This is a genomic window from Aeromonas finlandensis (genome assembly GCF_000764645.1).
Lineage (GTDB): Bacteria > Pseudomonadota > Gammaproteobacteria > Enterobacterales > Aeromonadaceae > Aeromonas > Aeromonas finlandensis.
Genome location: NZ_JRGK01000353.1, coordinates 1 through 25,818 on the forward strand (window position 1 = coordinate 1; position 25,818 = coordinate 25,818).

24 protein-coding genes, 4 tRNA genes and 1 riboswitch are annotated in these 25,818 nt (G+C 59.7%); of the genes, 13 read left to right on the forward strand and 15 right to left on the reverse strand.

All coding sequences use genetic code 11. The annotated features are described in order from the left end of the window. Window positions 1-5 precede the first annotated feature (5 nt). The 5 genes from LD28_RS0121180 to LD28_RS0121200 form a co-directional block, all read right to left on the reverse strand. Complete coding sequence (locus LD28_RS0121180; RefSeq protein WP_033138854.1) at window positions 6-521, reverse strand: ricin-type beta-trefoil lectin domain protein; 516 nt, start codon at window positions 519-521, stop codon at window positions 6-8. Window positions 522-701: 180 nt separating this feature from the next. Next, window positions 702-778 (reverse strand) — tRNA-Pro (locus LD28_RS0121185). Between the two features lie 75 nt (window positions 779-853). Continuing rightward, window positions 854-939, reverse strand: a tRNA-Leu gene (locus LD28_RS0121190). Between the two features lie 20 nt (window positions 940-959). Continuing rightward, window positions 960-1,035: transfer RNA gene (locus tag LD28_RS0121195), tRNA-His, on the reverse strand. 51 nt (window positions 1,036-1,086) lie between these two features. Beyond that, window positions 1,087-1,163 (reverse strand) — tRNA-Arg (locus LD28_RS0121200). A gap of 242 nt (window positions 1,164-1,405) precedes the next feature. Between LD28_RS0121200 and LD28_RS0121205 the strand changes: the two genes are divergently transcribed. From LD28_RS0121205 to LD28_RS0121215, 3 genes are read left to right on the forward strand one after another with little or no spacing between them, the layout of a single operon-like run. Then, window positions 1,406-2,002: a TetR/AcrR family transcriptional regulator gene (locus tag LD28_RS0121205; protein ID WP_033138855.1), complete on the forward strand. Its 597-nt coding sequence runs from the start codon at window positions 1,406-1,408 to the stop codon at window positions 2,000-2,002. Continuing rightward, window positions 1,999-3,132, forward strand: coding sequence for an efflux RND transporter periplasmic adaptor subunit (locus LD28_RS0121210; RefSeq protein ID WP_033138856.1), 1,134 nt, complete (start codon window positions 1,999-2,001; stop codon window positions 3,130-3,132). Before LD28_RS0121205 ends, LD28_RS0121210 begins: the two co-directional genes overlap by 4 nt. 15 nt (window positions 3,133-3,147) lie before the next feature. Further along, the gene (locus tag LD28_RS0121215) at window positions 3,148-6,228 is read left to right on the forward strand and encodes a multidrug efflux RND transporter permease subunit (RefSeq protein ID WP_033138857.1); all 3,081 of its coding nucleotides are present in this window, start codon (window positions 3,148-3,150) and stop codon (window positions 6,226-6,228) included. A gap of 575 nt (window positions 6,229-6,803) precedes the next feature. Here the strand turns inward: LD28_RS0121215 and LD28_RS23600 are convergent. Next, window positions 6,804-6,965 carry a hypothetical protein gene (locus tag LD28_RS23600; RefSeq protein WP_156120350.1) on the reverse strand — a complete coding sequence of 54 codons (162 nt, stop codon included), beginning with the start codon at window positions 6,963-6,965 and terminating at the stop codon, window positions 6,804-6,806. After that, window positions 6,950-7,849, reverse strand: coding sequence for a DMT family transporter (locus tag LD28_RS0121220; RefSeq protein ID WP_033138858.1), 900 nt, complete (start codon window positions 7,847-7,849; stop codon window positions 6,950-6,952). Before LD28_RS0121220 ends, LD28_RS23600 begins: the two co-directional genes overlap by 16 nt. 90 nt (window positions 7,850-7,939) lie before the next feature. Between LD28_RS0121220 and LD28_RS0121225 the strand changes: the two genes are divergently transcribed. Next, window positions 7,940-8,899 carry a LysR family transcriptional regulator gene (locus LD28_RS0121225; RefSeq protein WP_033138859.1) on the forward strand — a complete coding sequence of 320 codons (960 nt, stop codon included), beginning with the start codon at window positions 7,940-7,942 and terminating at the stop codon, window positions 8,897-8,899. Here the strand turns inward: LD28_RS0121225 and trpS are convergent. Next, window positions 8,878-9,891, reverse strand: coding sequence for a tryptophan--tRNA ligase (trpS, locus tag LD28_RS0121230; protein ID WP_033138860.1), 1,014 nt, complete (start codon window positions 9,889-9,891; stop codon window positions 8,878-8,880). The genes LD28_RS0121225 and trpS overlap by 22 nt on opposite strands. A gap of 192 nt (window positions 9,892-10,083) precedes the next feature. Further along, window positions 10,084-10,521, reverse strand: coding sequence for a universal stress protein (locus tag LD28_RS0121235; RefSeq protein ID WP_005339229.1), 438 nt, complete (start codon window positions 10,519-10,521; stop codon window positions 10,084-10,086). Between the two features lie 401 nt (window positions 10,522-10,922). Here LD28_RS0121235 and fabV point away from each other — a divergent pair, with 401 nt between their 5' ends. From fabV to LD28_RS0121265, 6 genes are all read left to right on the forward strand, one after another. After that, window positions 10,923-12,110 carry an enoyl-ACP reductase FabV gene (gene fabV, locus LD28_RS0121240; RefSeq protein WP_033138861.1) on the forward strand — a complete coding sequence of 396 codons (1,188 nt, stop codon included), beginning with the start codon at window positions 10,923-10,925 and terminating at the stop codon, window positions 12,108-12,110. Between the two features lie 92 nt (window positions 12,111-12,202). Then, the gene (ftnA, locus tag LD28_RS0121245) at window positions 12,203-12,727 is read left to right on the forward strand and encodes a non-heme ferritin (RefSeq protein ID WP_033138862.1); all 525 of its coding nucleotides are present in this window, start codon (window positions 12,203-12,205) and stop codon (window positions 12,725-12,727) included. Between the two features lie 83 nt (window positions 12,728-12,810). Further along, entirely contained in the window at window positions 12,811-13,995 is a 1,185-nt protein-coding gene (locus LD28_RS0121250; protein ID WP_081959665.1) for a BaiN/RdsA family NAD(P)/FAD-dependent oxidoreductase, read from the forward strand. 81 nt (window positions 13,996-14,076) lie between these two features. Next, a complete protein-coding gene (locus LD28_RS0121255; RefSeq protein WP_033138864.1) occupies window positions 14,077-15,750 on the forward strand; it encodes a sensor histidine kinase in 1,674 nt (557 codons plus the stop codon). Between the two features lie 46 nt (window positions 15,751-15,796). After that, a complete protein-coding gene (locus LD28_RS0121260) occupies window positions 15,797-16,540 on the forward strand; it encodes a LytR/AlgR family response regulator transcription factor (protein WP_033138865.1) in 744 nt (247 codons plus the stop codon). Between the two features lie 109 nt (window positions 16,541-16,649). Continuing rightward, window positions 16,650-17,840, forward strand: coding sequence for an L-lactate MFS transporter (locus tag LD28_RS0121265; RefSeq protein WP_033138866.1), 1,191 nt, complete (start codon window positions 16,650-16,652; stop codon window positions 17,838-17,840). Window positions 17,841-17,913: 73 nt separating this feature from the next. Here LD28_RS0121265 and LD28_RS0121270 read toward each other — a convergent pair whose 3' ends face one another. The 4 genes from LD28_RS0121270 to LD28_RS0121285 all read right to left on the reverse strand — a co-directional run bounded on the left by LD28_RS0121270 (window position 17,914) and on the right by LD28_RS0121285 (window position 20,841). Next, complete coding sequence (locus tag LD28_RS0121270) at window positions 17,914-19,038, reverse strand: 5-(carboxyamino)imidazole ribonucleotide synthase (protein WP_033138867.1); 1,125 nt, start codon at window positions 19,036-19,038, stop codon at window positions 17,914-17,916. Continuing rightward, a complete protein-coding gene (purE, locus tag LD28_RS0121275) occupies window positions 19,035-19,544 on the reverse strand; it encodes a 5-(carboxyamino)imidazole ribonucleotide mutase (protein WP_033138868.1) in 510 nt (169 codons plus the stop codon). Before purE ends, LD28_RS0121270 begins: the two co-directional genes overlap by 4 nt. 63 nt (window positions 19,545-19,607) lie before the next feature. Next, window positions 19,608-19,910: a P-II family nitrogen regulator gene (locus tag LD28_RS0121280; protein ID WP_033138869.1), complete on the reverse strand. Its 303-nt coding sequence runs from the start codon at window positions 19,908-19,910 to the stop codon at window positions 19,608-19,610. 4 nt (window positions 19,911-19,914) lie between these two features. Next, entirely contained in the window at window positions 19,915-20,841 is a 927-nt protein-coding gene (locus LD28_RS0121285; protein ID WP_033138870.1) for a sodium-dependent bicarbonate transport family permease, read from the reverse strand. 109 nt (window positions 20,842-20,950) lie between these two features. Here LD28_RS0121285 and LD28_RS0121290 point away from each other — a divergent pair, with 109 nt between their 5' ends. The 3 genes from LD28_RS0121290 (at window position 20,951) to murI (ending at window position 24,895) form a co-directional block, all read left to right on the forward strand. Further along, window positions 20,951-21,853 carry a LysR family transcriptional regulator gene (locus tag LD28_RS0121290; protein ID WP_033138871.1) on the forward strand — a complete coding sequence of 301 codons (903 nt, stop codon included), beginning with the start codon at window positions 20,951-20,953 and terminating at the stop codon, window positions 21,851-21,853. 35 nt (window positions 21,854-21,888) lie between these two features. Then, window positions 21,889-22,066, forward strand: a riboswitch (cobalamin riboswitch). Window positions 22,067-22,118: 52 nt separating this feature from the next. Beyond that, window positions 22,119-23,984, forward strand: coding sequence for a TonB-dependent receptor domain-containing protein (locus LD28_RS0121295; protein ID WP_033138872.1), 1,866 nt, complete (start codon window positions 22,119-22,121; stop codon window positions 23,982-23,984). A gap of 107 nt (window positions 23,985-24,091) precedes the next feature. Then, entirely contained in the window at window positions 24,092-24,895 is an 804-nt protein-coding gene (gene murI, locus LD28_RS0121300; RefSeq protein ID WP_033138873.1) for a glutamate racemase, read from the forward strand. A gap of 7 nt (window positions 24,896-24,902) precedes the next feature. On the opposite strand, the gene LD28_RS0121305 is transcribed toward murI, so the two are convergent. Both LD28_RS0121305 and LD28_RS23740 read right to left on the reverse strand, forming a co-directional pair. Then, window positions 24,903-25,394: an RNA recognition motif domain-containing protein gene (locus LD28_RS0121305; protein WP_033138874.1), complete on the reverse strand. Its 492-nt coding sequence runs from the start codon at window positions 25,392-25,394 to the stop codon at window positions 24,903-24,905. A 224-nt stretch (window positions 25,395-25,618) separates the two neighbouring features. After that, window positions 25,619-25,818, reverse strand: a 200-nt coding sequence (locus LD28_RS23740) for a hypothetical protein (protein ID WP_206538778.1), incomplete at its 5' end; no start/stop codon positions are given.

Below are 25,818 nucleotides of genomic sequence, written 5' to 3' on the forward strand. Positions count from 1 at the left end.
AAGCCTCACCATGTGAGGCTTTGTTTTTTTAGCGTTTCCAGCCAGGGGGTGGGCCGCTGCCAGCTGAAACTCTGATTCGCCCCGCCGTAACAATCGGCCAGCCGCAGCGGCGTGCCGGGAGTATGGCGTCGGCCAGCCACATCGAGGCAGCGAGAGACCTTGCTGTTGAACAGACGATCGTTCTGCCACTCCCACTGCGCCTGACCATCGCAAGGTGCCAGCATCAACTCGCTGTTGCTCTTGGCTTGCAGGCAGAGCTCCTGCAGGCGCAACTCGCCCAGATCCCACTCGAACAGCTGATCGTCTTTTCCACTGCAGGGTAGTGCCAACACCTTCTGCTGGGACACTGCGACACAAAAATCGCCGCTGGTTAGCAGAGGTGAGAGCGCTCGCTCCTCCTGCGGTCGCGCAGCAATGGAGTCTATCATCACATCGGTTGATGGCGGCTTGATGGTACAACCCCCCAGCAGCAAGGCGGCCAGCATGGCGGGAGTGCAAGCAAAGGAAATTTTGTTGTTCATGGAAAGAAGCCTGAAATGGGCCGATGACATCCGGTTGTCAGTGACTAGAAGTAGCAGCATAACCGAAAGGCGGGCTGCTCTGCCTGGATAGAGTGTAAACAGACGTAACAGGCGAAGAGAAGGGGCCGTAGCGGAGCCCAGAAAGCAAAAAACCCCGCCGAAGCGAGGTTTTTCTAAATGTGGTCGGTGATAAAGGATTCGAACCTTTGACCCTCTGGTCCCAAACCAGATGCGCTACCGGACTGCGCTAATCACCGAGGCTATTTCTTTCAAAATAGTTTATTTCAAAAAACAAAGACGACCTTATGGTCATCCTCGTCATACAGCAAGTATGGTGCGAAGAGAGGGACTCGAACCCTCACACCCGGGGGGCACTAACACCTGAAGCTAGCGCGTCTACCAATTCCGCCACCTTCGCGTACCTGACAAGCTGTAAAATGGGGTGGCTGATGGGGCTCGAACCCACGACAACCGGAATCACAATCCGGGACTCTACCAACTGAGCTACAGCCACCACAGCTGTTTTCGTTCCACAACTACGCCCGTTTAACCGGCGCACTTTTAATGGTGCGCCCGACAGGATTCGAACCTGTGACCTCTGCCTCCGGAGGGCAGCGCTCTATCCAGCTGAGCTACGGGCGCTACGCTGTCGAACGGGGCGCATTATTAATGATGGGTTGATGTTTGTCTACACTTTTCTTCGGCTTGTTTGCTGATCGTTGTTTTTTCAAGCATATTGTGCACTTTTTTTCCATTTATCCCCACTTATCCTTCTGATCTGAGGGGCGCAACCTCTCCTTTCGATTCAAATAGTCTTGCTGCCTTGACTTGATTTGATGCCCATCTAGAATGAATGAACGTTCATTCAATAGAAAGTCACACTGATGATTCTGGATAAAAAAGAGAGCATCTTCAACGCAGCCCATGAGGTGCTGGGTGAACGGGGTTTTCATGGTCTGTCGATTGCTGAAGTCGCCAAGAAGGCCAATGTTGCCACCGGCACCATCTATCGCTACTTCGGTGACAAGGATGACCTGATCCGGCAACTGCATCAGCACACTATTCTTCAATGTGTGCCCATGGTCATGGTTGATGTAGACGTCGAGAAAGTTTCATTTCAACAATTTCGCCAATTATGGCTCAATATTCATGCCATTTTTGTTAACGAGCCCAATGCCATCAAGTGCAAATTGCAGTACGAGAGCTCCCCGCTAGGGGCTGAATTGGAAACCAATCCCGTTATCCTGGCGGCATGGGAGCCTCTGGACCGATTTTTTGCACTGGGTGTTGAACAAGGACTGTTTATCGATTTACCAATACGGGCACTCCAGGTGTTGAGTCTGGACAGTGTCATGCATCTGGCCCTGCAATGCAGGGTACATAACATCACGTTGACCGAATCGCAGTTGGAAACTGCGATCCGAGCCAGCTGGAATGCCATTTTATCCCCCAATTTTTCCACCTCAGGAGCCTGTTCATGAAAAAGTGGATGGCCATTATGTTGCTGATAGCGATTGCCCTCTTTGGCAGCGTCATTGGCTTCAATTTGTTCAAACAGAAGATGATTGCCCAATATATGGCCAACCGGCCGGAGCCCGAGTTCCCTGTCACCGCCATGGTGACCAAGGCGCAGGATTGGGTACCGACCATAGAGGCAATTGGTTTTATCGAGCCTAATCAGGGTGTTACTCTCTCTACCGAGCTGGCTGGCACCATCGATGCCATCACCTTCGAGTCGGGCAAACCGGTCAAGGCAGACCAACTGCTGCTGAGCCTGGACTCCACCGTGGAGCGGGCCAATCTGCGCGCCTCCCAGGCCAAGCTGCCGGCGGCAAAAGCCAAGTTCGATCGTTTCCAGAACCTCTACAAGACCAGCTCCATCTCCAAAGAGCAGCTGGATGAGGCTGAAGCGGCCTATCGCTCGCTGGAGGCGGATATCGAGAGTCTGAAGGCGACCATCGCTCGCCGTGAGGTTCGCGCGCCGTTCAGCGGCGTCGTCGGCCTGCGTAACGTCTTCCTTGGTCAATATCTGCAGCCGGGCACCGATATCGTGCGCCTGGAAGATACCAGCGTGATGCGCCTGCGCTTCACCGTGCCCCAGACCGATATCTCCAAAATCACCCTGGGCCAGATCATCAAGATCAATGTGGATGCCTATCCGCAAACCCAGTTTGACGGCCACATCACCGCCATCGAGCCTGCGGTCAACTACCAGAGCGGCCTGATCCAGGTTCAGGCTGACATCCCGAACAACGACGGTCAGCTGCGTTCCGGTATGTTCGCCCGCGCCAGCATCATTCTGCCGACGGTGAAAGATCAGATTGTGATCCCGCAAACCGCCATCTCCTTCACCCTTTACGGTCAGAACGTCTACGTGCTCAAAGAGGGCGAAGAGACCGACAAAGAGGGTAACAAGGTGAAAGTGCTGCGGGCCAAGCAGGTCGTGGTCAAGGCTGGTGAGCGCCGTGGCAATGATGTGCATGTGCTCTCTGGCATCCAGGCCGGTGACCAGATCGTACTGTCGGGTCAGGTTCGCCTGAGCAACGACACCAAGGTGCATGTGGTCAAGAACGATGCCCTGGCCGTTCCGGCACAAACCCCGATGCTGTAAGCGCGGAGATCTGCGATGCGATTTACTGACATATTTATAAAACGGCCTGTGCTGGCGATCTCGCTCAGCTTCCTGATCGCCCTGCTGGGCTTTCAGGCCATCTTCAAGATGCAGGTACGGGAATACCCCGAGGTGACCAACACGGTGATCACCGTCAGTACTGGCTACTATGGCGCCAGTTCTGATCTGATCCAGGGGTTCATCACCCAGCCGCTGGAACAGGCGGTCGCGCAAGCCGACAACATCGACTTCATGACCTCCTCCAGTCAGCTGGGTAGCTCCACCATCACGGCGTACATGAAGCTCAACACCGACCCCAACGCCGCGCTGTCCGACATCCTGGCGAAGGTGAACTCGGTGCGCTCCCAGTTGCCGAAAGAGGCGGAAGACCCCTCGGTCACCTCTTCCACCGGTTCAACCACGGCGGTGCTCTACCTCGGCTTCACCAGCCCGGAGCTCAACTCCAGCCAGATCACCGACTATCTGGAGCGGGTTATCAAGCCGCAGCTCTTTACCGTGGGGGGGGTCTCCAAGGTTGACCTCTACGGCGGTGTCGAGTTTGCCCTGCGGGTATGGCTGGATCCGGCCAAGATGGCGGCCTTCAACCTGACTGCCAGCGACGTGATGACGGTGCTCAACAGCAACAACTATCAGTCCGCGACAGGTCAGGCGACCGGTTACTTTACCCTGTTCAACGGCAACGCCGAGACCCAGGTCAAGGATGTCGACGAGCTGAAGCGTCTGGTCGTTGCTACCCGTGACGGCAAGGTGATCCGCCTCTCCGACATTGCCAAGGTGAGCCTCGAGAAGAGCCACGACATCTATCGTGCCAGCGCCAACGGTCGCGAAGCGGTGGTCATGGCGGTCAACGCCGCGCCGACAGCCAACCCCATCAACATCGCCCATGACGTGCTGGCGCTGCTGCCGAGTCTTGAACGCAACATGCCGAGCACCATGCATCTCAACGTGATGTATGACTCCACCGTGGCGATCAACGAGTCCATCAACGAGGTAATCAAGACAATCCTTGAGGCGGCCGCCATCGTACTGGTGGTCATCACCCTGTTCCTCGGCTCGTTCCGTGCGGTCATCATCCCGATCATCACTATCCCACTCAGTCTCATCGGTGTGGTGATGATGATGGATATGTTCGGCTTCTCGATAAACCTGATGACCCTGCTGGCGATGGTGCTGGCGATCGGTCTGGTGGTGGATGACGCCATCGTGGTGCTGGAGAACGTCGACCGGCATATCAAGGAGGGGGAAGAGCCGTTCCGCGCTGCCATTATCGGTACCCGCGAGATCGCGGTGCCGGTCATCGCCATGACGGTCACTTTGGCGGCGGTATACGCGCCTATCGCTTTGATGGGGGGCATCACCGGCTCCCTGTTCAAGGAGTTTGCCCTGACCCTGGCAGGCGCCGTGTTTGTCTCGGGCATCATCGCCCTGACCCTGTCGCCGATGATGTGCTCCAAGATGCTCAAGGCCAATGAAAAGCCGGGCAAGTTCGAGAGCACTGTCCACCATCTGCTGGAACGGATGACCGATCGCTACGACAGCATGCTCCATGCGGTGATGAAAAAGCGCATCGTCATCATAGTGTTCGCCATCATAGTGTTTGGCAGCCTGCCGCTGCTGTTCAAGTTCATTCCGAGCGAACTGGCACCGTCAGAGGACAAGGGGGTAATGGCTGTGCTGGGTACCGCACCGTCCAACGCCAACCTGGACTACATCGAAAACACCATGGCGGATGTGAACAAGATCCTGGATGACCAGCCCGAGATCGCTTTCTCCCAGGTTTTCTCCGGGGTGTTTAACGCCAACCAGGCGTTCGGTATCGCCTCCATGGTGCCCTGGAGTCAGCGTGAAGCGAGCCAGAAAGAGGTGCTGGATCGGGTCGCCAATCTGGTGAAAGACATTCCGGGTATGGCTGTCACCACCTTCCAGTTCCCGGAACTGCCAGGAGCGTCAGGTGGTCTGCCAATCCAGTTCGTCATCACCACCCCGAACAGCTTCGAGAGCCTGTTCCTGGTGGCCGGTGAAATTCTGGCTGCCGCTCAGGGTAACGGTCAGTTCGTCTATTCGGATCTCGATCTGAACTACGACTCTGCCACCATGAAGATCCGGATCGACAAGGACAAGGCGGGTGCCTACGGCATCACCATGCAGGACATCGGCATCACTATGGGCACCATGATGGCGGACGGTTACGTCAACCGTATTGACCTGGATGGCCGCTCCTACGAGGTGATCCCGCAGGTTGAGCGTAAATACCGTCTCAATCCGGAGTCCATCAAGGGCTATTACGTGCGGGCTGCAGATGGCAAGTCGATCCCGCTTGGCAGCCTGATCAGCATCGAAGTGGTCGGTGAGCCCCGCGCTCTGCCCCACTTCAACCAGCTGAACTCTGCCACCATCGGCGCCGTTCCGGCTCCGGGCGTGGCCATGGGTGATGCGATCAACTGGTTCCAGACCGTCGCCGACGAGAAGCTGCCGCAAGGCTATCGTTACGACTTCATGGGTGAAGCCCGTCAGTTCGTCACCGAAGGCAATGCGCTCTATGCCACCTTCGCGTTGGCACTGGCCATCATCTTCCTGGTGCTGGCGATCCAGTTCGAGTCGGTGCGTGACCCGCTGGTCATCATGGTCTCGGTACCGCTCGCCATCAGTGGGGCGCTGATCGCCTTGGCATGGGGATTGGCCACCATGAACATCTACTCCCAGGTGGGCCTCATCACGCTAGTGGGTCTGATTACCAAGCACGGTATCCTGATCTGTGAAGTGGCGAAGGAAGAGCAGTTGCTGCGTGGCATGAACCGGATGGACGCTGTGATGCAGGCCGCCAAGGTGCGTCTGCGCCCAATCCTGATGACCACAGCCGCCATGATTGCCGGTCTGATCCCGCTGCTCTACGCCGCAGGTGCCGGTGCGGCTCAGCGTTTCAGTATCGGTATCGTTATCGTGGCAGGTCTGGCTATCGGTACCCTGTTCACCCTGTTCGTGCTGCCGGTGATCTACACCTTCCTGGCTTCCGAGCACAAACCGTTGCCGGTATTCGATGAGACCATTCCGCCCAAAGCAAGCGGCGGACATTGATCATCAATGAGATGCAAAGGCCCCGTTTCGGGGCCTTTTTTATGGCGCTGTCCCAATGAGGTGCTTGAAGCGGGCCTCACCTTGAGGTCTGCCAGCATGGATACCCAGCCTGTTAACACCCGTGGTCTCTCTCCGCTGCTTACCCTTCGCCAATGCCGTGTTGCCTGGTATGCACATACACTGACGGCGCCACACTCTATCAGTGATCTGAATACTCAGTTACCTGGAGGTAGATGAGACCCTCTTTCCCGAATCGTTCAAGGGGCAACGCGGATTAACCGTCCTGCACAACATCGTGGTGGTAAAGGGCGAGCCCGTGGTGTCGGGTTCCTTGTTTTGTCGGATGAACAGTTGTGTAGCGATGGTGCAGGGCGCAGGAGTGTTAAGGGGTGGGGGGGAATAGATATCAGAGCGTGTTTGCATGAGGTGCGGCGGCACCCCGTGCAACACGGCATTGGGATATAGCCGAAAAAAACCGGCGCAGAGCGCCGGTTAGTGGGGATGAATCGGAGGTTTTTTTAAATAGCCCCAAACAGAGGAGAGATAGACTCTCGTCACACATTCAAAGATGGCCTTCAAGCATTCAGGGCATAGTTCAACATGGCTTGCAGCTTGCTATCGAAGAACCAGGGCAGCATTACCATCAGCAGGCCCATTACTCCGGCCAGACGCTGGCGATACTGCCAGCCGGCAATCAGTACCAGACCACCGCAGAGAGTGGTCAGGATGCCTGACACAGGGAGACCTCGCGCTGCATACGACGCTGTTGTGCCCACTGGTTCATGGCAACCGAGCCGAGGATCAGCGCCAGTGCGACACCTGTGGTGGGGTGGATCTGCTCGCCGAGGAACAGGGCGCCCAGCATCACGCCAAACAGCGGCACCAGATAGTTGCTGAAGGAGGCGAACGTCGGGCCTGCCTTCTGGATCAGCGCCATGTAGAGGAAGTAGACCAGACCGGTACAGAGGGTACCCAGCACGGTAATCGCGCTCAGGGCCTGGCTGCTCGGCATGGTCAAGGTGCTCAGGTCAACCATGAAGGGTGCGACCAGCAGCAACTGGGTAGCCGAGGAGATCAGGATATTGCGGGCGACCACGACCGGATGGTCCTTGGCGAAGCGCTTGATCATCAGCAGACCGATGGCGAAGCAGCTGGCACCGAACAGAATGCCAATGGCACCGAGCAGGCCAGCGTTCATACCCTGGGAGAGTTTCGGCCAGAACAGGGTGAGCACCCCGGCAAAGCCGATGATCACCGAGAGCAAACCGGATTTGGTGATTTTCTCGCCAGAAATAAACAGGGGAGCAGCCAGAATGGTCACAAACGGGATACAACCCATGACCACGGCGGCAATGGCGCTATCCACGTACTGTTGGCCCCAGGCGACCATGATGAAGGGGATGGTGGCATCCAGCAGGGCGATCAGCATATAGGTGCGCCACGGGGTGTGCTCACTCTTGAGACGCATGAACAGGCAGAGCAGACCCAGGGTCAGGCTGCCGCACAAGGCACGACCTGCAGCCACCAGAATGGGGGGCAATTCGGCAACGGCCTGGTGCATGAAAATGAACTGGGAACCCCACAGCAGGCCAATGGCCAGCAATAACAGATAGCTACGCATTTTAATCTCCGATGTATTGAGCTGTGCATTCTAGGGAATCTGTTAGTATGGCCAAAATGAATTGTTGGCATTCTACTATGGTGAATATCGATGGATAGCTCACTCTCCCGTCTCGACCTCAACCTGCTCGCCGTGTTCGACATGCTGATGCAGGAGCGCAACGTCACCCGTGCCGCCGATCGGCTGCATCTATCTCAATCCACCGTTAGCCATGCGCTGGGGCGGCTGCGGGTAGCGCTGGATGATCCGCTGTTTGTGATGAGTCGGCGCGAGATGGTGCCCACCGAGCGAGCCAAGGCGCTGGCCGGGCCGGTACGGCAGGCGCTGGCGATGCTGGAGCAGGGGCTGCGGCAGGCCAAGGGGTTCGAACCTGCCACTGCGCGGCGGATTTTCCGCATCGCCGCCCCGGGTTCGGTGGAGCACGGGGTGGTGCCTGTGCTGGTGGATCGGCTCTATCGACAGGCCCCCCACTGTCGGTTGGAGGTGTGTGATTTGGCTGGCAGTGACTACGAGCGAGAGCTGGAGAAAGGGGAGCTGGATCTGGTGATCGGTTTTGCCGGTGCCAACCATCTCTCCCCTCGCTTGTGGCGGGAGGATTGGTTCAATAATCCATTGGTCTGCCTGTCACCGCTTGGCAGCGAGTTACCCGATGTACTGGGGCCTGCCGAGCTGGTGAGTCGCCCCCACATCCACACCTCCAGCTGGGGTCACAGTCAGGCGATGGTGGAGCTCTGGCTGGCCCGCTTCGGGGTGGAGCGGGAGCTGGGAGTGCGGTTGCCGAGCTTTATGGCGGTGCCGCCACTGATGGCCAGCGGTCGCTATCTGGTGGTGGTGCCCGAGATGATCGGGCGCCTGTTCTGCCGCTATTATCCACTGAGGATGCACCAGTTGGATCCCGAAATCCCCATCATCTACCTGATGGCGGGGCACCCGATCACCGCTCACGACGAGGCGATTGGCTGGTTCAAGAGCCTGTTGCACCAGCTGGTGTTTGACCTCTATGGCGCCGATGCGCTCGGTACCCCGGCTCAGCGCAGTCTGGCGAAGTAGTCCAGTCCCATGGCGTTTTTCACCTCCGCCAATACCTCGTCGGTGATGATACGGGCCTGCTCTGTGCCCTGATAGAGCAGCTCCAGCAGCTTCTCCTTGTCGGCGATGGCGGCCTGACGGCGCTCCCGCATCGGCGCGAGCAGGGTTTGCAGGCAGTCGTTGAGCACCTGCTTGCAGCGCATGTCGCCCAGTCCGCCGCGCTGATAGTGCGCCTTCATCTCGGCGACCAGCGCCTTGTCGGGGTGGAAGGCATCGAGATAGGCGAACACCGTATTTCCCTCCACCTGGCCCGGATCGCTCACCTTGAGGTGGCTGGGGTCGGTATACATGGCGAACACCGCCTGTTTGACCTCTTCCGCCGACATGCCGAGCTCTATGGTGTTGCCGAGGGATTTGGACATCTTGGCCTTGCCGTCGATGCCGGGCAGGCGGCCGGTGTCGCTCAGAATGGGCTGGCACTCGGTCAGCACCTCTTTGCCTACCAGAGAGTTGAAGCGGCGGACGATCTCGTTGGTCTGCTCCAGCATCGGCAGCTGATCTTCCCCGACCGGCACATGGCTGGCGCGAAAGGCGGTGATATCGGCGGCCTGACTGACCGGATAGACCAGAAAACCGGCCGGTAGCGTGCGCTCGAACCCTTTCTGCTGGATCTCCGCCTTGACCGTGGGGTTGCGCTCCAGCCGGGCGACGCTGACCAGATTGAGGTAGTAGCAGGTGAGTTCGCTGAGGGCGGGAAGGGCGCTCTGCAGGCAGAAGGTGGTCTTGGCCGGGTCGAGGCCGACCGCCAGATAGTCGGCCATCACCTCCAGCACGTTGTCGGTCACCTTGGCCGGATTGTGGCCGTTGTCGGTCAGCGCCTGCAGGTCGGCAATCATCACGAATTGACGGTAGTGGTGCTGGGCGTCGACGCGCTGGCGCAGGGAGCCGACATAGTGGCCGATGTGCAGTTTGCCGGTGGGACGATCGCCAGTCAGGATAACGGGGTTGTGCATGTCACTCTCTCCAGTTGGGTGAGCCGGGAGGCGACAAAGGGATAAAAACAGTTGACCGCCTCTCGGCGGTCACGGTGTTTTCTTTGGGAAATTTACAATAGAAACGCGGTGCCGCCTGTTTAGGAGCGGCACCACCAGTAGTTGTGATTGAATGCGGTCATGTTCATAGCAAATCAAACTACGCCGGTTTCATTACTTCTGCAAGGGGACGACCAGCAGATCGCACGGCACCGTATTCATCAGCTGGCGGGCGCTGGAGGTGAGCAGGCTCCAGAAGCTCTGGCGATGGCCGCATACCAGCAGGTCGATCTCGTACTCCTTGACCGCCTGATTGACTCGCTCGCTCAGATCGCCGCAGATCACCAGCTTCTTCTCGATGGGGTAGTCCACCGAGGCCAGAAATGCCTCCAGCTTCTCTTTCGCTTCGGCGATCACCTGATCCTGCACGTTGTCGATGTCGATATCGATCATCTCGGTGTAGAGATCCTTGAGGTCCACATCGACATGGATAACCGACAGCTTGGCGCCGTTGGAACGGGCTCTGTCCACCGCCTTGTCGATTACCTTGCGGTTGTCTTCCGACAAGTCGATCGCGGCCAGAATATGCTTGTAATAGGTTGTTCCACTCATGGGATATCTCCTTACCGATCCTTCAGTCCACTATACCAATCTCCGCTGAAACTAAAATGGTGTCTCAGGCACAGTTTTGGGATTTAATTGAGTTTAATGTCGAGTGCCACAGGGGTAGTCACTCAGTTATTAACCATTATTTGCCCATAAATTAAACAAGAGTTTGAAGCCGGTCACACCCCCTGGCTTGCCGATCTGGGGGGAGAGGCATAGGATGGCCCTGTGCTTCGCAATGAACACAAAACAACAAAAAGCATCTGAATACCGCTTTGGGGAGCCTCGTGCTCCCTTTTGTTTTTCTGCCTCATTTCCCGCTGCTTTTCTGACTGATAGCGATCCGGCATCAAGTTAATCTCCCGTGATTTGGTTATGCTGTAGCCAGTTTCTTTGGAGGCCTTCTCATGATCATTCATCCCCAGATCCAGGGCTGTGTTGCCCGCAACTGTCACCCCATCGGCTGCCGCGCCGCCGTGCAGCAGCAGATCGAACGCATCAAGGCCGCTGGCCCGTTCAACGGGCCCAAGCGGGTGCTGGTGCTGGGGGCCTCCTCCGGTTTCGGGCTGGCATCGCGCATCGCACTCGCCTTCGGCGCGGGGGCCGACACCATCGGCATCTCGTTTGAGCGGGGCCCCTCTGACAAGGGGCTCGGCAGCGCCGGTTGGTACAACAACATCTGGTTTCGCAAGGAGGCGGAGCAGGAGGGACGTATCGCCATCAACCTGATCGGTGATGCCTTCTCCGATGGCATGCGCCAGCAGGCCATCGACACCATCCGCCAGCAGCTGGGGCAGGTGGATCTGGTGATCTACTCGCTGGCGAGCGGCATCCGGGTGCTACCGGACGGCACGCAAGTGCGCTCTGTGCTCAAGACCACCGGCCAGCCGTTCAGCGGCTGGGGGCTGGATCTGGAGCGCGATACCCTGGTGCAGCAGTCGCTGGCGCCCGCCACGCCAGAGGAGATCCGCGATACCGTCACCGTGATGGGGGGCGAGGATTGGCAGCTCTGGATGCAGGCGTTGCAGCAGGCCGATTGTCTCGCCCCCGGCGCCCAGACTGTGGCTTACTCCTATATCGGCCCTGAATCCACCTATCCCCTCTATCGGGATGGCACCATCGGTTATGCCAAGGAGCATCTGCACGCCACCGCCGAGACCATCAACCTGCAATTGGCCGAGCTCGGTGGCCATGCCTGGGTGTCGGTCTGCAAGGCGCTGGTGACCAAGGCGAGCGCCTATATTCCTGTGCTGCCGGTTTATCTCGGCCTGTTGATGGGGGTGATGAAGGAACGTGGTGTGCACGAAGGCTGTATCGAGCAGATGCAGCGGCTGTTTGCCGCCAAGATGTATGGGCCCAATGGGGTGGTGGCCGATGGCAACCGGCTGATCCGGATGGATGACCACGAGCTCGACCCGGCCATTCAGGCCGCTGTCTCGGCACTCTGGTCCAAGGTGACGCCGGACAATTTCCACGCCCTGGGGGACTTTGCCGGATTGCGTCAGGATTTCATGCAGCTCAATGGCTTCGAACTGCCGGGTGTCGATTACGCAGCGCCGGTGGATGTCACCTCCCTTGGCGAGCTGACCCCCTGAGCTGCAAGAAACGGGATCCCCCTCTCTCTGGCGGGTTGATTCATGGCCGGAGTGTGGCGACAATCGATACCAAATCACTGAGGAGAAACAAGATGTTGGCCCAAGCCATGATCGAGAAGTTGAACGAGCAGATTAACCTGGAGTTCTACTCCTCCAATCTCTATCTGCAGATGAGCGCCTGGTGTGAAGACAAGGGCTTTGAAGGTGCTGCCACCTTCCTGCGCCAGCACGCGGTCGAGGAGCGCCAGCACATGGAGCGTCTGTTCACCTACGTGAGCGAGACCGGCGCCATGCCAAAACTGGGTGCCATCGATGCCCCTCCCCACGAGTTCAAGTCGCTGGGCGACGTATTCCGCGCCACCCTGGAGCACGAATACCACATCACCAAGTGTATCAATGGTCTGGCCCACGTAGCCTTCACCACTCAGGACTACTCCACCTTCAACTTCCTGCAGTGGTATGTCGCCGAGCAGCATGAAGAGGAGAAGCTGTTCAAGAGCATCGTCGACCGTCTGGGTCTGGTGGGTGAAGATGGCAAAGGCCTCTACTTCATCGACAAGGAGCTGGCCGAACTGGCCAAGGGCGCCCCGGCCAGCATCATGGACAGCAACGCCTGATAGTCGTGGACACTTAGTGTTCAGCCAGTACAATAACGGCCCCTTATGATAGGGGCCGTTTTTCTTTTGATAAGTGAGTGATGATGAAGCAGGTCGATGTGGTGGTGATTGGGGCCGGTGCGGCCGGATTGATGTGTGCGGCGCAGGCGGGCTACCGTGGCCGCTCCGTGCTGGTGCTCGACAACGCCAAGAAGCCGGGCCGCAAGATCCTCATCAGTGGCGGTGGCCGCTGCAACTTCACCAACCATCAGGCGGGCGCCCACGCCTACCTCTGCGCGAACCCTCACTTCAGCAAGTCGGCGCTGGCCCGCTACACCCAGCAGGATTTCATCGATCTGGTGGATCGCCACGGGGTCAACTATCACGAGCGCACCCTGGGGCAGCTGTTCTGCCTCGAGAGCGCCAAGGAGATCGTCGATGTGCTGCTCACCGAGTGCGACTGGGCCGGGGTGACCCTGCAGTTTCAGACCGAGATCCTCACCGTCAGCAAGCAGGATGAGGGCTTCGTGCTGACCACCAGCAAGGGTGAGATCGGCTGTCACTCGCTGGTGGTGGCGACCGGCGGTCTCTCCATGCCCAAGCTGGGTGCGACCCCTTACGGCTTCAAGCTGGCGGAGCAGTTCGGTCTCAACGTGCTGCCAACCCGCGCCGGGCTGGTGCCCTTTACCTTCCATCAGGCAGAGAAAGAGGCGTTCGCCGATCTGGCGGGCATCAGCCTGCCGGTAGCGGTGACGGCCGAGGATGGCACCCGCTTCAAGGAGGCGATGCTGTTCACCCATCGCGGTCTCTCCGGCCCTGTCATCCTGCAGATCTCCTCCTACTGGCACGCCGGTGAGAAGATCCACATCAACCTGCTGCCGGAGCTGGATATTCCGGCCGCCCTGCGCGAGTGGGCGCAGGCTCACCCGGCGCAGGAGCTGAAAACCGTGCTGGGGCGCGAGCTGCCCAAGCGCTTCGTCGACAAGCTGGTGGAGCTGGGTCAGCTGGTCAGCAAGCCGATGCGCCAGTACAACGAGCGGGAGCTGGAAGCGGTGGCCAACCTGCTGGGTGACTGGCAGATCCTGCCCAACGGCACCGAGGGGTATCGCACCGCCGAAGTGACCCTGGGCGGCGTCGATACCAACGAGCTCTCCTCCAAGACCATGGAGGCGCGCAAGGTGCCGGGTCTCTACTTCATCGGCGAAGTGGTGGACGTGACCGGCTGGCTCGGTGGCTACAACTTCCAGTGGGCCTGGTCCTCCGGCTGGGTAGCCGGTCAGTACTGTTGATGTCACAGGGGCTGGTTTATCCGGCCCCGGTTTATTGGTCAGGGTTATGGTGATCGGTCGGGTTGCCGCAAGGGGGCGCAGATGCTTGAGAATCAGATGATGTTGTTGGCGGTGTTCGAACGGGCGGCGCTGATGCTGATGACCCTCTTCTTCCTGACCCGCACCCGGCCGTTCCAGCGGCTGTTCCAGAAGCGGGATCACACCCCGGCCGAGCTGGTGCTGGTGGCCTCCATCTTCTGTCTGTTTGCGGTGTTCAGCACCTACACCGGCATTCCGGTGGAGGGGGCGCTGATCAACGTGCGGATCATCGCCATCATCTCCGGCGGCATCCTGTTTGGCCCCTGGGTCGGCATTCCGGCCGGGGTCATCTCCGGCCTGCACCGCTATCTCATCGACATGGATGGCCACACCTCCATCCCTTGCCTTATCGCCAGCATCATTGCCGGTCTGCTCGCCACCTGGCTGCACCTGCGCTGCCGCAAGTCGCGGCTCTGGCTCTACGGCATTCTGGCGGGAATGCTGTGCGAAGGGCTGACCATGCTGCTGATCTGGCTGCTGACCGAGCCCCACGAAATCGGGGTGGAGATTGTCAGCCATATCGCCTATCCGATGATTGCCGGGGCGCTCTGCATCGGCCTTATCATCAAGCTGGTGCAGGATCTGGATGACGAGAAGGAGTTGATTGCCGCCAAGCAGGCCAAGCTGGCGCTGGATATCGCCAACAAGACGCTGCCCTTCTTCCAGAACATCGATCGCCACTCCCTCAGTCAGGTGTGCGATGTGATCCGGCGCGATATCAGCGCCGATGCAGTGGCCATCACTGATACCCATGACGTGCTGGCCTATGTCGGGGTGGGCAAGGACTATTACGAGCTGGACGAGCACCACGCCATCAGCGGCATGACCCAGCAGGCGGTGCTGCTCGACCAGATCATCATCAACAACGATCTGCGCCAGTATCACCTCTCCGATTTCCACTCGGTCATCATTATTCCGCTGCGGGAAAACGGCGCGGTGAGCGGCACCCTCAAGATCTACTACCGTCGTACCCACAGCATCACCAGCTCGCTGCGGGAGATGGCGGTGGGCCTCTCCCAGCTCATCTCCACCCAGATGGAGGTGTCGCGCATCGAGCAGCTCAAAGAGATGACCCGCAAGGCGGAGTTCACCGCATTGCAGAGCAAGATCAACCCGCACTTCCTGTTCAATGCCCTCAACGCCATCTCGTCACTGATCCGCATCCGGCCCCAGCAGGCGCGCCAGCTCATTGCCAATCTGGCGGATTATCTGCGCTACAACCTCAACAAGGGGGATGAGCTGATCGACATTCAGGAGGAGCTGCAGCAGGTGCGCGACTACGTGGCCATCGAGCAGGCCCGCTTCGGCGACAAGCTGGAGGTGGTGTTCGAGGTGGACGACGTGCACATTCAGGTGCCGAGCCTGCTGTTGCAGCCGCTGGTGGAAAACGCCATCCTGCACGGCATCCAGCCCCGCAGCGCGCCGGGTCGGGTCACCATCGAGGTAAAACAGCTGGCGGGCGGCATCCGGGTAGCGGTGCGGGACACCGGTTACGGCATCAGTCAGGCGGTGATCGACGGGGTGGCCGCCGGTCGGGTGGAGAGCCGCAGCATCGGCCTGATGAACGTGCATCAGCGGGTCAAGCTGCTCTATGGCGACGGTCTGCACCTCAAGCGGCTGGAGCCGGGTACCGAGGTGAGTTTCTATCTGCCGGATCAGGAGTCGATTCCATGTTGAGTGCCATCATGGTTGAGGATAAGTGTGTGCCGCGAGAGGTGTTGTCATGCTGAAAGCGATCATAGTGGAAGATGAGTATCTGGCTCGCGAAGAGCTGATCTATCTGGTGAATCAGCACAGCCAGATCGAGATAGTGGCGAGTTTCGAGGATGGGCTGGAGGCGTTCAAATACCTGCAGGATCACGAGGTGGACGTGGTGTTCCTCGATATCCAGATCCCCTCCATCGACGGCCTGCTGCTGGCCAAGAACCTGCACAAGTCGAGTCATCCGCCCCACATCGTCTTCGTCACCGCCTACAAGGAGTTCGCGGTGGAGGCGTTCGAGCTGGAGGCGTTCGACTACATCCTCAAGCCCTACAACGAGCCGCGCATCATCAATCTGCTGCAAAAGCTCGAGCATGCGGGCAAGTCGCAGCCAGCCACCACGGGGGAGGCGAGCGGCGAGGGGTGCAGCCCCCACAATCGCACCGTCAATCTGGTGAAGGGGGAGCGCATCATCGTCACCCCCTGCGAGCAGATCTACTACGCGGAAGCCGACGAGAAGCTCACCTATGTCTACACCCGCGATGATCGCTATGTGATGACCATGACCATCAGCGAGTTTGTCAGTCGCTTGCCTGCCGAGGGGTTCTTCCGTTGCCACCGCTCCTACTGCGTCAACATCAACAAAATCCGCGAAATAGTGCCCTGGTTTAACAGCACCTATCTCATTCGGCTCCACGATCTGCCGTTCGAGGTGCCGGTCAGTCGCAGCAACATCAAGGCGTTCCGTCAGCTGATGCGGCTCTGATTGTCATTCATTCCCGCCGATCTGCATTTCATGCCTTAATCGATCGGCGCGAGCTGTGTCTTGCCTATAGTGGCCTCAATTTCCTGAAGGCCATCGACCGAGACGCATCATGACCAAAGAGATGAATCGCACCCGCTACCTGACACTGATCGGTACCATCATCACCCAGTTCGCACTGGGTTCTGTCTACACCTGGAGTCTGTTCAACGCCCAGCTCTCCGACAAGCTGGACGAGCCGGTGAGTCAGGTGGCCTTCGCCTTTGGCCTGCTCAGCCTGTCGCTTGCAGTCGCCTCTTCCATGGCGGGCAAGCTGCAGGAGCGGTTCGGGGTGCGCAACGTGACGTTGGGTGCTGGCGTGCTGCTCGGCATCGGTTTCTTCCTCACCGCCCACGCCAGCAATCTGGCGATGCTCTATCTCTGCGCGGGCATTTTGGTCGGTTTTGCCGACGGTACCGGCTACCTGATGACCCTCTCCAACTGCGTGAAGTGGTTCCCGGAGCGCAAGGGGCTGATCTCCGCCTGTTCCATCGGGGCCTATGGCCTCGGCAGTCTCGGTTTCAAATACATCAACCTGCTGCTGCTCTCCAGCTCCGGCCTTGAGACCACCTTCCAGCTGTGGGGGCTGATCGCCATGTCCATGGTGCTGGTGGGCGGTATGCTGATGAAGGATGCGCCCAAGCAGGCCGCCTCCGTGCAGCAGAGCGAGAGCCGTGACTTCACCCTGGCCGAGGCGATGCGCAAGCCGCAGTACTGGATGCTGGCGCTGATGTTCCTCACCGCCTGCATGAGCGGCCTCTACGTCATCGGCGTGGCCAAGGATATCGGCGAAAACATGGTGGGTCTGCCAGCCGTGGTGGCCGCCAACGCCGTCGCCATCATTGCCATGGCCAACCTGGGTGGGCGGCTGGTGCTGGGTATCCTCTCCGACAAGATGTCCCGCATCCGGGTTATCACCATCGCCCAGCTGATTACCCTGGCGGGCATGGTGCTGCTGCTGTTCGTGCCGCTCAACGCCAACCTGTTCTTCGTGGCAGTGGCCTGTGTGGCGTTCAGCTTCGGCGGCACCATCACCGTCTACCCCTCGTTGGTAAGCGACTTCTTCGGTCTCAACAACCTGACCAAGAACTACGGCGTCATCTATCTGGGCTTTGGTCTGGGCAGCATCATCGGCTCCATCGTGGCCTCCCTGTTTGGTGGCTTTATGGCGACCTTCAACCTGATCCTGGTGTTGTTGGTGGTGGCGCTGGTGCTCTCCCTCACCATCCGCCTACCGGCACCGGTAGCGGTGGAGCGGGCCTGATAAGCCTCCCTGCCACAGCAAGCAACAACAAAGACCCGGGCCATGCCCGGGTCTTTGCATTTCCGATGGTCGATCAGCGTGGCGCTAGCCCCAGCAGCTGGCGGGCCTGACGGCAGCTCTCCTCCACCATTGGCCAGTCGTCACCGGTCACCGTGATATGGCCCATCTTGCGGCCGGGGCGGGGTTCGCCCTTGCCGTAGAGGTGCAGCTGCAGGCCGGGCAGGGCCAGCAGGGCGGCCCAGTCGGGCGTGCCGTTCTGCCAGAGATCCCCCAGCAGGTTGATTAACAGGGCGGGACGCACGGCGATCTGCTCTGGCAGCGGCAGATCGCACAGGGCGCGCACCTGCAACTCGAACTGGCTGCATGCAGCGTTATCGAGGCTGGGGTGACCCGAGTTATGGGGGCGGGGCGCCAGCTCGTTGACCAGCAGTCGGCCTTCCACCAGAAAGAACTCCACCGTCAGCACCCCGACGTAATTGAGGGCTGCGATGATGTGTTCGGCGATCCCTTTGGCTTCGCTCTCCAGCGCCGGTACATTGGCCGGGGAGCGGCTCTGATCGAGAATGCCGCCGCTGTGCCAGTTCTGCACCAGCGGCAGGGCGCTGATGGTGCCGCTCGGGCTGCGGGCCAGGGTCAGGGCAAACTCCCCCTCCAGCTCCAGCCGTTTCTCCAGCACGCAGGGGACGCCACTGCCTGTCAGTGCCGTCGCCAGCTCATCCAGATTACTGACCTGCCACTGCCCCTTGCCGTCGTACCCTTCGCGGGCAGTCTTGAGGATGGCGGGGAACAGCTCGCTGGCCTGAGCGGGGATGGGCTCTTCCGGCAATAGTGCCAGAGAGGGGGCGGCCGGGATGTCAGCTCCGCGCAGAAAGGCTTTCTCCTCGCGGCGATCCTGGCAGATGCGCACCGAACTGGCGGCCGGGCGCACCGGCTTTTGTTTTTCGAGCAGGGCGAGGGTGGCGGCAGGCACGTTCTCGAACTCGCAGCTGATGGCCTCGCAGCGGCTGGCCAGTTCGTGCAGAGCTGTCTGGTCGTCATAGGGGGCGACAATATGGTGATCGGCGGCGGCCCCGGCGATGCTGGCGGGATCGGGATCCAGCACCACCACCTTGTAGCCGAGGCGGTGGGCGGCCATCACGAAGTAGCGGCCAAGCTGACCGCCCCCCAGCATGCCGAGGGTGGCGGGAGGCAGGATCATGTCGGCTCCTCCAGCGTGAGGGCCAGCACCCGGTCGCGCTCGCGGGTGCGGAAGTCGTCGAGCTGTTGCCGGTAGCGAGGAGCGTCGTCATCCCGGGCGACCGAGAGCAGGGAGACCGCAAACAGGGCGGCGTTGGCGGCCCCCGCCTCGCCGATGGCGAAGGTGGCGACCGGCACCCCTTTAGGCATCTGCACGATGGAGAGCAGGGAGTCCATTCCCTTGAGATGGCGGGAGGGGATGGGCACCCCCAGCACCGGCAGGGTGGTCTTGGCGGCGATCATTCCCGGCAGGTGGGCGGCGCCACCGGCTCCGGCGATGATGGCGCGCAGACCGCGATCGCGGGCAGTGGCGGCATACTCGAACAGCAGATCCGGGGTGCGATGGGCCGAGACCACCTTAGCCTCGTAGGGCACGCCGTGCTCCTTGAGGATGCGGGCGGCGGCCTGCAGCACGGGCCAGTCGGAGTCGGAGCCCATTACCAGGCCGATCAGGGGAGGGGTGTTCATTTTCTCTGAATCCTTACTGTTAAACGTTTGCTTTTGGTAAACAAAAAGAGCCGGCAAGCCGGCTCAGAATTTCTCGGGTCGCACGATTTCGACCGGTTGCAGAAAGGCGATCATGGCGTAATCGGGGTAGTAGCGACTCTGCAGGTGGGCCAGCAGCCGCTCCGCCTGCTCCCGGCTGCAGATCGCCTCCAGCCGGATGTTGCCGCTCTCGCTCCAGCTGGCGTTGCGCTCGCCATGATCCCCCCGGCCGCGGGCATCTGTGATGGTGTAGCCGCGCAGCCCCTCGCGGGTGAGGGTGCGCAGCAGGGTAGGCTCCAGATTGGCTTCCGTGATGATGGTCAGCAGGGTGCGGGTCTCGGTCTGCATGTGGCTACTCCGTGAAGTGGCGGGCCCAGCTGTGGTAGAGCGGGATCCCCAGCATGATGTTGAACGGGAAGGTGATCCCCAGCACGGCGCTGAGTGATAACCCCGGGTTGGCCTGAGGCACGGCGATGCGCATGGTGGCAGGCACGGCAATATAGGAGGCGCTGGCCGCCAGGGTGGCCAGCAGGGTCAGGCCGCCGAGGGAGAGCCCCATCAGCTGGCCAGCAATCAATCCCAGTCCCGCTGAGGCGAGCGGCATCAACAGGGCGAAGCCGAGCAGGAAGAAGCCATGCTTGCGCAAGTCCTGACACTGGCGGGCGACGATGAGGCCCATCTCCAGCAGGAACAGTGCCAGCGCCCCCTTGAACAGGTCGACAAACAGCGGTTTGAGCGGGGCAATTCCGTCCGGACCAGCCAGATAGCCGATAGCCATGCCGCCCAGCAGCAGGGTTACCCCTTTGCCGAGGAAGGTCTCGTGGGCCAGCATGCGCCAGCTGGTCTCGCGACTGATGCCGCGGGCGAGCACTATGCCTACCAGAATGGCCGGGATCTCCATCACCGCGAGGAAGATGGAGAGCTGGGATTCAAAGCTGATGCCCCGTTCGGTCAGCCAGTTCACCCCGACTGCAAAGGTGGCGACGCTGACCGAGCCGTAGTGGGCGGCGGTGGCGGCGGCATCCACCCGGTTCATCTTGAGGCGCAGCACGGCAAAGCCGAGCAGGGTTTGCACCACGCCGAGCAGGATCACCAACGCCAGTTGCGGCAGCAGGGGTTGCAGGGATTGCTGGGCCAGCCCGACGCCGCCCTTGAGGCCGATGGCCAGCAGCAAAAAGAGGGAGAGGGTGTCGTAGAGGGCGGGTGGCAACTTGAGCTCGGAGCGTACCAGACCGGCCAGCAGACCAAACAGAAAGAAGAGAACAACAACGTCCAGCATGATGGCTCGTAGGGCAGTTCAGATAATGGTTGCATGCTAGAGCTCGCAATGTTTCGATAAAATCAGATTCTCGCTGATGGTTGTTCGGAAAAAACTGATAGGTAACGGCATGCTCAACTACAAACAGCTCTACTACTTCTGGCATGTGGCGCGCAGCGGCAGCGTGACGCAGGCCGCCGAACAGCTGCACCTCACGCCGCAGACCATCAGCGGTCAGGTCGCCGAGCTGGAGCAGTCCCTCGGGGTCGCGCTGTTCAACCGGGTGGGTCGGCGTCTGGTGCTGACCGCCGCCGGGCGGCAGGCGCAGGAGCAGGCGGGGGCCATTTTCTCGCTCGGCGCCGAGCTGGAGCATACCCTGCGCCACGCCAGTCAGGAGTTAACCATGCAGGTGGGGATCGCCGATTCGGTACCCCGCACCCTGGCGTTCGAGCTGCTGGCCCCCGCCATGGCGCTGGCGACCCCGCTGCGGCTGGTGTGTCACGAGGAGCGGGCCGAGCTGCTGTTCAGTGAGCTGGCCCGCCACAAGCTGGACATGGTGCTGATCGATCGCCCGCTTCCTCCCGACAGTGGCGTGCGTGGCTACAACCACGAGCTGGGGCGCACTCCGCTGGCGCTGTTTGCCAGCCCGGAGCTGGCGGCCCGGGCGCGGGACGGCTTTCCCGCCTCGCTGGAGGGGTTGCCGCTGCTTATTCCCGGAGAGAAATCGGCCACCCACGATCGGCTGCTGGAGTGGTATCGCCAGCAGGGCATTCATCCCCATCTGGTGGGGCAGTTTGATGACTCCACCCTGATGAAGTCGTTCGGCAAGGCGGGGATGGGGATCTTTCCGGCGCCGCTGGCGATGGCCGACGAGATTGGTCGCCTCTATGGTGTCGAACGGATTGCGACCCTGGCCGACGTCACCCTCTCTTACTATCTGGTCTCGGCGGGGCGCCATCTCTCCCATCCGGGAGTGCAGGCAGTGATGGAGGGGGCCCAGCAGCGGCTGGCGGCGCTGGCTGGCAATAAATAGAAATCTGGATGGCTATACATCCAGCTTGGCTCTGCCTATAATCCTCCCGCTTTGGCGCATCATGCTTAATAGGGAATCCGGTGAAAATCCGGAGCTGGCGCGCAGCGGTAAGGGGGAACGAAGCGACATCAGGGCACTGCCGTCAGGTGGGAAGCCGTCGCTGTAGGTGATTCGCCCCCGAGCCCGAAGACCTGCCAGAGTTCGTATTTCGGGCCGAGAGAAACCGGCCACGAAGTAGATACTTACGCGAACTTAAGGATCTCTCATGTCGAAGAAATTTCTGGCGGCTGCCCTGTTGCCGACGGCGGCGTTTGCCCAGCAGCTGACCATTCCCGTCAATCCCACCATGGTGGTGACCGCCACCCGCGTCGCCCAACCTGCCTCCAGCGTACTGGCCCCGGTCAATGTGGTGACCCGGGACGAGATCGATCTTCTGCAAGCCCAGACCGTGACCGATGTGGTCAAGACCCTGCCCGGTGTGGAAGTGGTCAGCAATGGCGGCCGCGGCCAGATGAGCTCGCTGCGGGTGCGTGGCGGTACCTCCTCCCAGACGCTGGTGCTGGTGGATGGGGTGCGCAGTGCCTCCCTGACCGCCGGGATGACCGAATTGAACAATCTGCCGCTCAATCAGGTCGAGCGGATAGAGTATATCCGCGGCCCACGCGCCACCATCTACGGCTCTGACGCCATCGGCGGGGTGATCAACATCATTACCCGTCCCGACAAGGGGACCAACCAGCACAAGTTCAATATCGGTGCCGGTTCCCATCAACAGCGCCAGGCCGCTTTCAGTAGCGCCAGCCAGGTGGGCGAGGCCGGTCAACTCAAGGTTGCCGGTGGCTTCGATGATGAGTCTGGTTACAACGTGCACCCCTTGCCCGGCATCAACGATGGTGACCGTCACGGGCATCGGGGCTACAACGCCATGCTGGACTACCAGCAGGCCCTCGGCAGCAATTGGGATCTGTTCGGTACAACCCGCTGGTTCCGTAATATTGCCCAGTACGATCGCTCTTCCACCGCTTCCGCTTGGGGGCCTGCCACCCATCAGCGCAACGAGACCTGGACTGAAAACCAGAGCTATCAGCTGGGGTCGCGCTATCACGATGATCGCTATCTGAGCGAGCTGCGCGGCGCCTTCTCCAAACAGGATGCTTACGACTATCAGGACAACAGTGGTCGCGATCAGGCCAATAACCGGACCTACACCCGCCAGTACAGCCTGAACTGGGTCAACAGCTTGAAATTGAACGAGAGCTGGACGTTGGGAGGCGGGGCCGATTGGCAGAGTGATCGACTGGATGATCGCTCTCGCTCCTCCGGCTCCACGTATCCGGCCGACGCCAAAGAGCGCGACAACACCGGCCTCTATGCCCTTGCCCAGTTTGACAACCAGACCTGGCAGGCCGAGCTGAGCGGCCGCAGTGATGACAATGAGCAGTTTGGTCGCCACAACACCTGGCAGACCGGCGCAGGCTGGCGCTTTGTGGAGGATTACCGCCTGAGTGCCCGCTATGGCACCGGTTTCCGCGCCCCCTCCTTTAATGACCTCTACTATCCGGGTTCTGGCAATCCCAACCTGAAGCCGGAAGAGTCGAAGAGCAGCGAGCTGATGCTGGATGGTCAAACCGCTGGCGTGGAGTGGCGAGCCACCGGTTATCGCAACGACTTCGAACAGATGATCCAGTGGGCACCCAACAGCCAAGGTATGTGGATACCACAGAACGTTGGCAAGGCGCGCATTGAAGGGATCGAGCTGGAAGGGGAGTTTGATACCGGCTGGTTGAGTCATCGGGTCTCTGCCGAATACAAGGATCCCAAGGACAGAGTGACCGACAAGCAGTTGCAGCTGATCTCCCGCAAAGGGGCCAAGTGGGTGACTCAGGCGCAGTGGCAGCAGTTTGATGGTTCATTGAGCTGGATCTATCAGGGTGAGCGCTATGGCGATGTGGCCAACACCACCAAACTGGGTGGCTACAGCGTGTGGAATCTGGCTGTCGGCTACAAGGTAACCCCGGCGCTCAAGGTATCCGGCAAGATCAACAACCTGCTGGATAAGGAGTATCAAAGCGCGGTGGGCTATCCGGCCGATGAGCGCGCTTACTACGTGACGATGGATTACGCCCTGTAAATAGCGTCCTCTTGATGGGAAAAACCGAGGCCCTGCCATTGGCAGGGCCTTTTCTATTGGCGGCAGGCGGGAGTATGATCGCCGCCTTGCACCAAAGGGGAGCTCAAGTGGCCAATATTCTCGTGTTCGACTCCGGTATGGGTGGCCTGACCATCTACCGCGAGATCCGCCGCGTTCTGCCGGCACACAACTATTTCTACTGCTTCGACAACGCCAACTTCCCCTATGGTGAATTGAGCGAGCCCGCCCTGATTGCTGCCTGCACCCGCTTGGTTACCACCATGGTGGCCCGTCATCATATCGATCTGGTGGTGATTGCCTGCAACACTGCCAGCACCATAGCGCTGCCGGCCCTGCGTGAGGCACTGGATATTCCTGTGGTGGGGGTGGTGCCAGCCATCAAGCCCGCCGCCGCACAGACTCGCAACGGTTGCATCGGTCTGCTGGCTACGCCGGGCACGGTGAGTCGCGACTATACCCATGAACTGATCGCCCAGTTTGCTCCCGGCAAGCGGGTGCTGCTCAAGGGCACCACCGAGCTGGTAATAGAAGCCGAACACAAGCTGGCGGGCCTGCCGGTCAATATGGTGTTGCTGCGCGAGGTATTGGCCGACTGGCTGGAGGGGGAAGAGAAGCCGGATACGCTGGTGCTCGGTTGCACTCACTTCCCGCTACTCAATGAAGAGATTGGGCAACTGATGCCGCAATGCCAGTTTATCGACTCGGGCAGTGCTGTTGCCAAACGGGTGGCCTGGTTGCTGAGCAATGGAACGCATGCCGCCGCGCAGCCTGTACATATAGAAGAGGTGATCGCCAGGGCTTACTGTACCCGGCTGGATGGGGAGGTCCAAAAACTGACAGCCCCCTTGCAAGCATGGGGGCTGTCATCACTGGAAGAGGTGAGGTACTGACGAGCGGCTAGACGTCAGCTTCGCTACCTTCCCTTTCCTCTTTATCACGTTTGTCATTCGCTTCACGTACCTTGAGGGTGCGCTGCTGGTACTCTTTATCATTCAAAGCGGCAATCGCCTTGGCGGCATCGGCGGCGGGCATCTCCACGAAACCGAAACCTCTGCGCTTGCCGGTTGCCTTGTCCTTCATCAACCGCACGGAAATTACCTGGCCCTGTTCGGCAAACAATTCGCGCACTGCAATCTCATTGGCGCGATAGGGCAGGTTGCCTACATATAAGGTGCAAGTCTCCTGATTGGCGATCGACTCGGCGACATTAGCCGGGGTTCGCTTCAGGAACAGCGGTACCACGAAACCGCCGATGGCCAGACCTGCTGCAAAAATCACTTCCGCTTTCAAAGAGAACTGCAGGGCCTGGGCAACCAGGTAGCCAACCACTGCCAATACCAGAGCAAGGATTGCGGCCTGCATATATACGGGAAACTTGGATAAATTCATCTTAAAAGACCTTTTGTAAATGAAAGCAAAAAAGGTGCAACACTATATTCACCTCCATGGTAACCAGCTTTCCTGATTGGCGCTACCATGGACCACTCGGGAGAGGTTATCGGCTCCAGTATGGCATTCCCAAGGTCACTAAAGGCGACATAAATGACGCTAAAATGGGAGTGAAATAACCGGATTGTGGATAACATTGTATATATACACTGAATAAGCTGTTTCTAATTGAATAATTTGAAATTTTCGTGATTTTCTTCAAAAAAAGTCTTGTCATCCCGGCGCGGCTCCCTATAATGCGCCCCTACCAGCACGGCGGAACACGCCGAACTGATGAGCCAGCTTCCTGGTGAAGTGGGCGCCGAAAGAAAAGCGAAAACAATCGCTTGACTTTCGAAGTGAGAAGCGTAATATGCGCCTCCTC